The 9,607-nt window shown below is 75.3% G+C and carries 8 protein-coding genes; 4 read left to right on the forward strand and 4 right to left on the reverse strand.

The window, feature by feature from the left end:
- Positions 1 to 223 precede the first annotated feature (223 nt).
- The gene (locus tag ACWENR_RS26935; RefSeq protein ID WP_452279751.1) at positions 224 to 1,255 is read right to left on the reverse strand and encodes an ABC transporter substrate-binding protein; all 1,032 of its coding nucleotides are present in this window, start codon (positions 1,253 to 1,255) and stop codon (positions 224 to 226) included.
- A 301-nt stretch (positions 1,256 to 1,556) separates the two neighbouring features.
- Between ACWENR_RS26935 and ACWENR_RS26940 the strand changes: the two genes are divergently transcribed.
- From ACWENR_RS26940 to ACWENR_RS26955, 4 genes are all read left to right on the forward strand, one after another.
- Positions 1,557 to 2,342, forward strand: a complete 786-nt coding sequence (locus ACWENR_RS26940) for an ABC transporter ATP-binding protein (RefSeq protein WP_452279752.1) — start codon at positions 1,557 to 1,559, stop codon at positions 2,340 to 2,342.
- A gap of 2 nt (positions 2,343 to 2,344) precedes the next feature.
- Positions 2,345 to 3,295, forward strand: a complete 951-nt coding sequence (locus ACWENR_RS26945; RefSeq protein WP_452279756.1) for an LLM class F420-dependent oxidoreductase — start codon at positions 2,345 to 2,347, stop codon at positions 3,293 to 3,295.
- A complete protein-coding gene (locus ACWENR_RS26950; protein WP_091102648.1) occupies positions 3,292 to 3,594 on the forward strand; it encodes a cupin domain-containing protein in 303 nt (100 codons plus the stop codon). The genes ACWENR_RS26945 and ACWENR_RS26950 overlap by 4 nt, the downstream gene beginning before the upstream one ends.
- Before the next feature lie 75 nt (positions 3,595 to 3,669).
- A complete protein-coding gene (locus tag ACWENR_RS26955) occupies positions 3,670 to 6,192 on the forward strand; it encodes a hypothetical protein (protein ID WP_452279753.1) in 2,523 nt (840 codons plus the stop codon).
- A gap of 198 nt (positions 6,193 to 6,390) precedes the next feature.
- Here ACWENR_RS26955 and thiC read toward each other — a convergent pair whose 3' ends face one another.
- The 3 genes from thiC to ACWENR_RS26970 are packed head-to-tail and all read right to left on the reverse strand — an operon-like array spanning position 6,391 to position 9,481.
- Positions 6,391 to 7,983 carry a phosphomethylpyrimidine synthase ThiC gene (gene thiC, locus ACWENR_RS26960; RefSeq protein ID WP_452279754.1) on the reverse strand — a complete coding sequence of 531 codons (1,593 nt, stop codon included), beginning with the start codon at positions 7,981 to 7,983 and terminating at the stop codon, positions 6,391 to 6,393.
- 17 nt (positions 7,984 to 8,000) lie between these two features.
- Positions 8,001 to 8,789 (reverse strand): bifunctional hydroxymethylpyrimidine kinase/phosphomethylpyrimidine kinase, encoded by a 789-nt coding sequence (thiD, locus tag ACWENR_RS26965; RefSeq protein WP_452279755.1) that lies wholly within the window; start codon positions 8,787 to 8,789, stop codon positions 8,001 to 8,003.
- The gene (locus ACWENR_RS26970) at positions 8,786 to 9,481 is read right to left on the reverse strand and encodes a thiamine phosphate synthase (protein WP_452279757.1); all 696 of its coding nucleotides are present in this window, start codon (positions 9,479 to 9,481) and stop codon (positions 8,786 to 8,788) included. Before ACWENR_RS26970 ends, thiD begins: the two co-directional genes overlap by 4 nt.
- Positions 9,482 to 9,607: the final 126 nt, after the last annotated feature.

A 9,607-nucleotide genomic window follows, 5' to 3' on the forward strand; every position in this document is an offset into this window, starting at 1 on the left:
CCGACTTCTTGCGGTTGACCTTCAGCTGCGCCCGCACCTTGTTGTACTGCTCGATGGTGGGCTCCATCGCCGGTCTCGCGCTCCGCCCCGGCGCCGCCGGCGCGGGTACCGGTCGTCTCCGTCACAAGTTCTCCTCTCCTTGCCGGCCGGAGCCGGCACGCGGCGGGGGTGCGGCCCACCGGTCGTCCCGGCGGACCGCACCCCCGCGGCTGGTCGGCGTCGATCAGGCCTTCGGCGCGAGGCTGAAGTCGATGATCTGTTCGGGGGCGATGTTCTGCTTGAGCTGGCCCGCGCCCTGCAGGATGGCGATGCTCTTGGCCACCCGGCCGTTGTCCAGCGCGCCCAGCTGGGTGCCGGAGTTGCTGGAGCGCACGTAGGCGGCCATCAGCTGGAGCTCGGCGGCGGCCGCGGCCGGGTTGGCGGCGTCGACGTTCTTCTTCAGGATGTCGCCCGCCTCCTGCGGGTTGGCCAGCGAGTACTCGAGGCCCTTCATCAGGGCCGCGGTGAAGCGCTTGACCATCTCCGGCTTCTCCTTGGCGATCTTGGAGGAGGTGATCAGCACGTTGCCGTAGAGGTCCTGCATCACGTTGCTGTACGGCAGCAGGACGGCCTTCTTCTTGGTCACCGCCTCGATGGTCGGCTGACCGACGACGAACTGGCCGATGCCGTCCACCGTGCCGGCGGCGAGCGTGCCCATCAGGGCCTGCGCGTCGCCGTTGACCCAGGTCACCTTGCTCGCGTCCACGCCGGCCAGCCGGGCGTACGTCGGGAAGAGGTTGCGGACGACGGAGGTGGGGGTGTCGGCGAGCTTCTTGCCCTCCAGGTCCTTCGGCGACGCGATGCCCTTGCCCTCGACGGTCGCGATGGCGGCCATGGTGCGCTGCTGGATGGCGGCGACCGCGACGAAGTCCTTGGCCTGGCCGTTGCCGAGCTGGAGCAGCCCACCGGTGAGGTCGATCGGGCCGAAGTCGGCCTGCCCGCCGACGATCGTCTGGATCACCATGCCGGTGCCCTGGCCCGGCTTGATGTCGACGTCGAACCCGGCCTCCTTGAAGAAGCCCTTCTCCTTCGCCACCCAGGCGTAGGAGTCACGGCCGAAGTTGCCGAACGAGGTGAGGTAGGTCACCTTCTCCAGCGCCCCGCCGTTGCCGCCCTTGGCGTCGTCGCCGGAGTCCGAGCCGCCGCTGCACGCGGAGACCAGGGCGAGGGCGGTGGCCAGCGCGGCCGCGGCGACCGTACGGGTCAGCCTTCTCATCAGAACACCATGTCCTTTCCGACCGGAGCGGCGCGCCGCCGCCGGAGGGGGTTGTCAGGCGGGCCGACCGGAGGGGTGAGGCCGGCGCCACCGTCGTGAGGGGACTCTTAGCGGGCACAGCGTACGAGAAAACGACCTTTGCGGTGCCAGGCGTATCGGATTGCGTTACGGAAACAACTCCCGCCGGCGCCGCGCTCCACTGCGGACGTGCGGGTCTGATCCACCCCGGACGGTGCTCCTGCCCGGAGCGGGGCTACCCTGTGCCGCGACCACTGATTGCCGACTCAGGAGGCCGCCGGAGATGATCCGCCTGTCCGGGGTGTCCCGCACCTTCGACGGCCGCAGCGGCCGGGTGGAGGCGCTGCGCGGCATCGACCTGCACGTCGCCGACGGCGAGTTCCTGGCGGTGCTCGGCCGCTCGGGGTGCGGCAAGTCCACCATGCTGCGCCTGATCGCCGGCCTCCTGCCGGTGACCAGCGGCGAGATCACCGTGGCCGGCACACCGATCACCAAGCCCCGCCCCGACATCGCCATGCTCTTCCAGCGGCCGGCCCTGCTCCCCTGGCGCAGCGTGCTGGACAACGTCCTGCTCCCGGTGGAGATCTTCGGCTGGAAGCGGGCGAAGCACCGCGAGCGGGCCCGGCAGCTGCTGGACCTCGCCGGGCTCGCCGGCTTCGAGAAGCGGCTGCCGCACGAGCTCTCCGGCGGCATGCAGCAGCGGGTCTCGCTGTGCCGGTCGCTGATCGGCGAGCCCCGGGTGATGCTGATGGACGAGCCGTTCTCCGCCCTCGACGCGCTCACCCGGGAGGAACTCTCCGGCGAGCTCCAGCGGGTGCACATGGAGTCCAAGGCCACCGTCGTCTTCGTCACCCACTCGATCGACGAGGCGGTGCTGCTGGCCGACCGGGTGGTCGTGCTCAGCCCGCGCCCCGGCCGGATCCGCAAGGTGGTCGACGTGGACATCCCCCGGCCGCGCACCCTCGGCCGCACCGAGCACCTGGCGGACGTCGCCCGGGTCAGCGCCGAACTGCACGAACTCCTCATGGAGCGGGACCTGCCGGCGACGGCCGGCGCGGAAGGACGATGAGCATGCGGGTCACCGTCTTCACGGAGCCACACCGGGGCGCGAGCTACGACGACCAGCTCCGCTTCGCCCGGCTGGTCGAGGCCGGCGGCTTCGAGGGCTTCCTCCGCGCCGACCACTACCAGGCGATGGGCGACGAGCCCGGGCTGCCCGGCCCCACCGACGCCTGGCTGACGCTGGCCGCGCTGGCCCGCGAGACCACCCGGATCCGGCTCGGCACCCTGGTCACCTCCGCCACCTTCCGACTGCCCGGCCCGCTCGCGGTGATGGTGGCCCAGGTCGACCAGATGAGCGGCGGCCGGGTCGAGCTGGGCATCGGCGCCGGCTGGTACGAGCGGGAGCACACCTCGTACGGCATCCCGTTCCCCCGCGTCGGCGAGCGCTTCGACCGGCTGGCCGAGCAGCTCGAGATCATCACCGGGCTGTGGCGGACCCCGCCCGGCGAGACGTACAGCTTCACCGGCGACCACTACCGGCTGGTCGACGCCCCGGCCCTGCCGAAGCCGGTGCAGGTGCCCGGACCACCGATCATCGTCGGCGGGCGCGGCCCGAAGCGCACCCCCGAACTCGCCGCCCGGTACGCCGACGAGTTCAACATGCCGTTCAAGACCGTCGAGGAGACCGCCGAGGCGTACGCGCGGGTGCGGGAGGCCTGCGACCGGGCCGGCCGGACGGAGTCGGGGCGCGCCCCGCTGACGTTCTCCGCCGGGATCGTGGTCGCGATCGGCCGCACCGACGCCGAGGCGCAGCGCCGGGCCGCCCCGCTGCACGTGAAGAGCGCGCTGCCGCCGGAGGACCCGGTGGTCGGCTCGCCCGCGCAGCTCGTCGACCGGATCGGCGAGTTCGCCGCGATCGGCGCCACCCGGGTGCACCTGCGGCTGATCGACCTCGCCGACCTCGACCACCTGGAACTCATCGCCGCCGAGGTGCTTCCCCGACTGGACGGAACCCCATGACCGACACACAGCCCGAACTCGGCCCGGTGGGCCAGGAGATCGTGTACGAGAACGACCGGGTCCGGGTGTGGCACATCCGGCTCGAACCGGGCGAGCGGCAGCCGCTGCACCGGCACGACCACCCGTACCTCGTGGTGGCGGTCCAGGGCGCGAAGAACGTCGTGCAGACGATCGACGGCACCACGATCGACGCCGACGAGCCGACCGGTGGCGTGGTCTACCGGGACCCGGGCGCCGTGCACATGCTCACCAACGTCGGCGACACCACGTACCTCGCGCGGCTGGTCGAGCTGAAGTAACCGCTGGCCGGGCGGGGCGGCCCGCTCGCGGCGCGCCGGTGGCGACCTGCCCAACAGGTGCGTAACGTGCCGGACATGGCCTATCGGACCTGGGGCAGACTGCTGCTCACGGCGCTCGGGGTGAGCCTGCTGGCCGGGGCCGGTCAGCTCGGCATCGCGTTCGGCTTCGGCATCGTCCGGCTCACCGGCGCCTTCACCGGCGCCACCGTCAACCAGTGGCCGGCCCAGCTCGTCTGGGCAGGCTGGTTCGCGGCGAACGCCGCCGTGGTCGGCGCGGTGCTCACCGAGCGCCTGGCCCGCCGCGACGGGTTGCCGGCGAGTACCGGCCGCCACCTCGCCGTCGCCGGCGCGGCCGCGCTGGGCGCCACCGTCGTCGCGCCGCTCTGCATGCAGCCCGCCCGGGCCGCCGAACTCGTCTCGGTCGACCCGGTCTGGGCCGTCGGCATCTGCGCGGTCCTCGGGGCGCTAGCCGGCGCGGGCGCCGCGCTCGCCGTACTCCTCCAGCCGCCGGTCGGCTGGAACATGGCGGCGGTCGCGGGCGTCGTCTGGCTGCTGGCGCTGCTGTCGGTGGCGCCGTCGCTGGCCTCGACCGGGCAGCTGCCCACCGTACGCCTCGGGGTGCTGGAGCCCACCTGGCTCGACGCCGGCGCGGCCCAGCGGCTGGCCCTGGTGATCCTGCCCCTGGTGGCGTTGCTCGCCGGCGCGGCGACCGGCGGGCTCGCCCGCTGGCGCGGCCACCCGCCGCTGGTCAGCGGCGCGACGGGGGTGGCGGGTCCGGTGCTGGTGGCGTTCGCCTACCTGACCGCCGGCCCCGGCGACACGGCCGACCGCTACCAGCTCACGCCCTACTACGCGGCGTTGCTCGCGGTGGCCGCCGGCGCGCTCGGCTCGGCCGCCGCCACGCTGCTGCGCTGGCCGCTCGTCACGCGCACCGCCCCGACCGACGCCATCGAGCCGACCGACATCCTGCGCCCGCTGCCCGCCGGCCCCGCGCTGCCGCACGCCCCGCAGCCGGCCGGCGCCGGCGAGCCGGCGACGGTCGACCTGGCCGACGCGGGGCTCGCCACCACCGGCCGGCCCGCGGGTGCGGGCTCCGCCGACGCCGACGACGACCGGTCGCCCCGGACCGCCCCGGCACACTGGGACTGGCCCGTCGGCGGCAGCACCGCGTCGACGACACCCGCCGCCACGGACGCGACCAGCCCGGCGGCACCGCCGACCGCGACGGACGCGACCGGACCGGCCGCCGCCACGGACCCGGCCGGACCGGCCGGAGAGCCCGCCGCGACGGACGGGGCCCGACCGGCCGGAGTACCCGCCACGGATGGGGCGCGACCGGCGGCCGGGTCGTCGGTCCCGGTCGAGGCCGGGGTGCCCGGCGGCCGGGACGACGCCCTGCTCCGCCCGGGCGTCGCCAACCAGGCCCCGGCGACCCTGGACATCGGCGGCCAGCCGTCGACCCCGCCGGACGCCGACGGCCAGCCCTCGGCCACGCCGAGCGCCGACGGCCAACGCTCGGCCGCGCCGGACGCCGACGGCCAGCCCTCGATCACGCCGGACGCCGGGGGCCAGCACCCGATCGCGCCGCAGGCCGACGGGCGGCGGCGAGTCACGCCCGGGGCCGCCGAGCCGGCGCCCGCCCCCGACGCGGACGGGCCGGCACCGGCCACCCCCGACGGCGGGCCGGCACCGGCCACGGCAGGGACCGGCGGGCAGCCACCGGCCGCCGACGAGCGGGCCGGGCAACCGGCCGCCCCGAGCGCGCCCAAGCCCCGCCGTGCCCGCAAGACCCGCGCGACGCGGCAGCCGGCCACCGCCTCGGCGGACAGCCCCGATCCCGCGCCCACCACCGGCTCCCCCACGGCGGACCGTGGCCTGCCCGACGAGCGCGGCACCCCGCCCGGGGACGGCCGGGGCGGGCCGGAGACGGACGGCGGTCCCGCGCTCCCGGAGCCCCGGGACAACGGCACCGCGCCCGGGGACGGCCACGGCGGGCCGGAGACGGACGACGCCGACGCGCGCCCGACACCGCTCTTCCCCGTCGACGGTGCCACGCCCGGCGAACCGCCCGCCGCGCTCCGACCGGCCTGGCGGCCCGCCTCGGCGTGGCCGGCGTCGCCCCGGGTCGGAACGGACAGCACCGCCGACGCGACCCGCCCGGCCGACGCCGAGCCGACGCCCGATCCGGCGCCCCGCCCCCGGCACCTGGCCCCGGTGCCCGACATGGCGCGGGCGGCGAACTGGGACGCCCTCGCCACCGCCCGACGCGGCGGCCCCGCGCCGGCACCGGTCGACGCCGCCCCCGACACCGGCACGGCGGCCACCGAAGCACCCCGGGCACCGGCCGAGGACGACGCGCCGGCCGGCGCGGCCGACCAGTCCGGCGGCGGGATCCGGGGACGGCTGGGACTCTTCCGGCGTAACCGGTCCCGGGTCGAGGACGCCGCCGCGGACCGGGAGCCCGAGCCGTTGCCGGCGCAGGACGAGGAGTACGTGGACTGGGTCGCCGGGCTGGGCAGGCCGCTCGCCGACAACGAGCCCGAGCAGGAGAGCGGCCGGCGGTCGTTGCGCTCCACCGGCCGCCACCACCGCGACTGACCCCGAGGGAACCGACGCCGGTCGCCGAACCGGCCCGCGCGGCGCCGACCGACCCGACCGGCCACACCACGACCGGCCCGACAGTACGACGCCGGCCGGGTCCGGTACGCCGCACCACCGGCCCGCGCGGCGGCCCACCCCGGCGGTACGGGCCTGCCGGTCGCGCCGGCAGGCCCCGGTCCGGCCGCCGCTGCCCGGTCAGGCCAGCGGCAGGTAGACCCGGCCGCCCGAGGAGACGAACTCCGCCGACTTGTCCTTCATGCCGCGCGCCGCGTACTCCTTCAGCTCCTGGGTGATCTTCATGGAGCAGAACTTCGGGCCGCACATCGAGCAGAAGTGGGCGGTCTTCGCCGGCTCCGCCGGCAGCGTCGCGTCGTGGTACGAGCGCGCCGTCTCCGGGTCCAGCGACAGGTTGAACTGGTCTTCCCAGCGGAACTCGAACCGCGCCTTGGACAGCGCGTCGTCCCACGCCTGCGCGCCGGGGTGCCCCTTGGCCAGGTCGGCCGCGTGCGCCGCGATCTTGTACGCGATCACGCCGGCCTTAACGTCGTCGCGGTCCGGCAGCCCGAGGTGCTCCTTCGGGGTCACGTAGCAGAGCATGGCGGTGCCGAACATGCCGATCATCGCGGCCCCGATCGCCGACGTGATGTGGTCGTACGCGGGGGCGATGTCCGTGGTCAGCGGGCCGAGGGTGTAGAACGGCGCCTCGTGGCACCACTCCTGCTGGAGGTCCACGTTCTCCTTGATCTTGTGCATCGGCACGTGACCGGGGCCCTCGATCATCACCTGGACGTCGTACTCCCAGGCGATCCTCGTCAGCTCGCCCAGGGTGCGCAGCTCGGCGAACTGCGCCTCGTCGTTGGCGTCCGCGATCGAGCCGGGGCGCAGCCCGTCGCCGAGCGAAAACGTCACGTCGTAGCGCGCCAGGATCTCGCACAGCTCCCGGAAGTTGGTGTAGAGGAAGTTCTCCTCGTGGTGCGCCAGGCACCAGGCCGCCATGATCGAGCCGCCCCGCGACACGATCCCGGTGACCCGGTCGACCGCCAGCGGCACGTACGGCAGCAGCACCCCGGCGTGCACCGTCATGTAGTCGACGCCCTGCTCGGCCTGCTCGACCACGGTCTCCCGGAACACCTCCCAGCTCAGCTTCACCGGGTCGCCGCCGACCTTCTCCAGCGCCTGGTAGATCGGCACGGTGCCGATCGGCACCGGCGAGTTCCGCACGATCGCCTCGCGCGTCTCGTGGATCCGCCTGCCCGTCGACAGGTCCATCACGGTGTCCGCGCCCCACCGGGTCGCCCAGGTCAGCTTCTCCACCTCCTCGGCGACCGACGAGGTGACGGCCGAGGTGCCGATGTTGGCGTTCACCTTCACCAGGAACGCCGTGCCGATGATCGCCGGCTCGCACTCGGGGTGGTTGACGTTGAGCGGCAGCACCGCCCGCCCGGCGGCGATCTCGTCCCGGACGAACTCCGGCGCCATGCCCTCCCGGATCGCCACGAACTCCATCTCCGGCGTCACCACGCCGGCCCGCGCGTACGCGAGCTGGGTGGGACGCCGCCCGTCGACGCCGGCGAGCGGCGTGCCCGCGCCCCGGACCGGGGCCACGTCCCCGCGCTCGGCGATCCACGACCCGCGCAGCGGCGGCAGCCCCACCTCCGGGTCGGAGCCGGGCCCGGAGGTGTCGTAGAGCCGCAGCGGCGGGTTGCCGCCGGTCAGTTCCACCTCGGCGAAGGGCACCCGGACGTCCGGCCGGGATCCCTCCACGTAGACCTTTCGACGTGCCTGCACGACAGCCTCCCTGGTGATCAAGCGGACCAGCCGAAGTGGTCCAGCGGGCCGCGTCCCGCGCCCAGTTCCCAGTCCCGCGCGCCGGTCAGCGCGCGGAAGACGTACTCCTTGGCGGCGCCGACCGCCGCCGGCACCGGGTCGCCGAGGGCCAGCCGCACGGCGATCGCCGCCGAGAACGAGCAGCCCGTGCCGTGGTTGTGCCGGGTGGCGACCCGGGGCGCGCGGAGCAGCGTGGTGGTCCCGCCGCCGTGCAGCACGTCGACCGCCTCGCCGCCGGAGTCCACGTCGCCGCCGGTCACCACCACGTGCTCCGGCCCGCCGGCCGCGAGCGCCTCGGCGGCGGCCACCATCTCCTCGACCGTGGTCACCGGACGCCCGGTGATGGCCGCGGCCTCCGCGCAGTTCGGCGTCGCCACCCGGGCGTACGGCAGCAGCCGCTCGACCGCGGCGACCACGCCCAGCCGGTGCCCGCTGGTGGCGACGAGCACCGGATCGACGACGAGGTGCGGCAGCCGGCCGTCCCTCGCCGCGTCGGCGACCGCGTCGGCGATCGCCGGGGTGCCGAGCATGCCCGTCTTGGCGGCCCGGACCGTGAAGTCGGCGAGCACGCTGTCGAGTTGCTCGGTGACCGTCCGGGGCGGCAGCGGCAGGACGGCGTCGACGCCGCGCGTGTTCTGCGCGGTGACGGCGGTGAGCACACTGGTGCCGTACGCGCCGAGGGCCGCGAAGACCTTGAGGTCCGCCTGGATGCCGGCACCGGCGCCGGAGTCGGAGCCGGCGATGGTGAGCACGGTCGTCGGGGTCATCGTTCCTCTTCCGTGGTGACGTACGGGCGCCCGCGCCCGGCCTGCACGCCGGCGACCGTCGAGGGCGGTGCGTCCGTCGCGCCTGAGGGCTGCGGCCGACCGTGCGTGCGGGCCGCTGCGGTGAGGGTGGCTGCTGCCGTCTCGGGGTCGTGGGCGCGCATGATCGCGCCGAGCACCGCCACGCCGACGGCTCCGGCCTCGACGCAGGCGGCCACCTGGTCCGGGCCCCGCACTCCGCCGAGCGCCAGTACCGGCACGGGGCTGACCGCGATCAGCGCGCCGAGCCCGTCCGGGCGCAGCGGCGGACCGTAGCCGGGCTTGGTGCTGGTCGGGTAGACGGGCGAGAGGGTGGCGTAGTCCTCCGTGCTCAGTCGCGCCAGCTCCGCCCGGTCGTGGCAGGAGCGGCCGACCAGGCCGAGGCGCGGCGGCGGGTACGGGCCGGCGGAGGGCAGGTGCACGGCGTCGCCGCCGAGCGGGTCGGGGCCGGCGACGATCAGCGTGCCGCCCGCGTCGGCGAGGATCGCGCGCAGGTCGGCGGCGAGGGCGGCGCGCTCGGCGCGGGGCAGGTCCTTCTCCCGCAGCACCACCCACCGCACTCCCCCGGCCACCGCCCCCGCCACGACCTCGGCCAACGGTCGCCGCGCCTGCCACCGGTCGGTCAGCAGCACGACACCGGACGGCGCGCCGGGAATCTTGGCAGGAGACGGCCCCTCCAGGGGCGCTCCCCTGCCAAGATCCGAAGGCGGCACCCAGGCAGCAGCCGCAGCCGAAGGCGGCACCCAGGCAGCAGCCGCAGCCGAAGGCGGCACCCAGGCAGC

The organism is Micromonospora sp. NPDC004336, from assembly GCF_053602615.1.

Excerpts from the sequence above, each read along its gene's own strand:
- ACWENR_RS26935 (WP_452279751.1), bottom strand. The coding sequence starts at position 1,255 with ATGAGAAGGCTGACCCGTACGGTCGCCGCGGCCGCGCTGGCCACCGCC.
- ACWENR_RS26940 (WP_452279752.1), top strand. The coding sequence starts at position 1,557 with ATGATCCGCCTGTCCGGGGTGTCCCGCACCTTCGACGGCCGCAGCGGC.
- ACWENR_RS26945 (WP_452279756.1), top strand. The coding sequence starts at position 2,345 with ATGCGGGTCACCGTCTTCACGGAGCCACACCGGGGCGCGAGCTACGAC.
- ACWENR_RS26950 (WP_091102648.1), top strand. The coding sequence starts at position 3,292 with ATGACCGACACACAGCCCGAACTCGGCCCGGTGGGCCAGGAGATCGTG.
- ACWENR_RS26955 (WP_452279753.1), top strand. The coding sequence starts at position 3,670 with ATGGCCTATCGGACCTGGGGCAGACTGCTGCTCACGGCGCTCGGGGTG.
- thiD (WP_452279755.1), bottom strand. The coding sequence starts at position 8,789 with ATGACCCCGACGACCGTGCTCACCATCGCCGGCTCCGACTCCGGCGCC.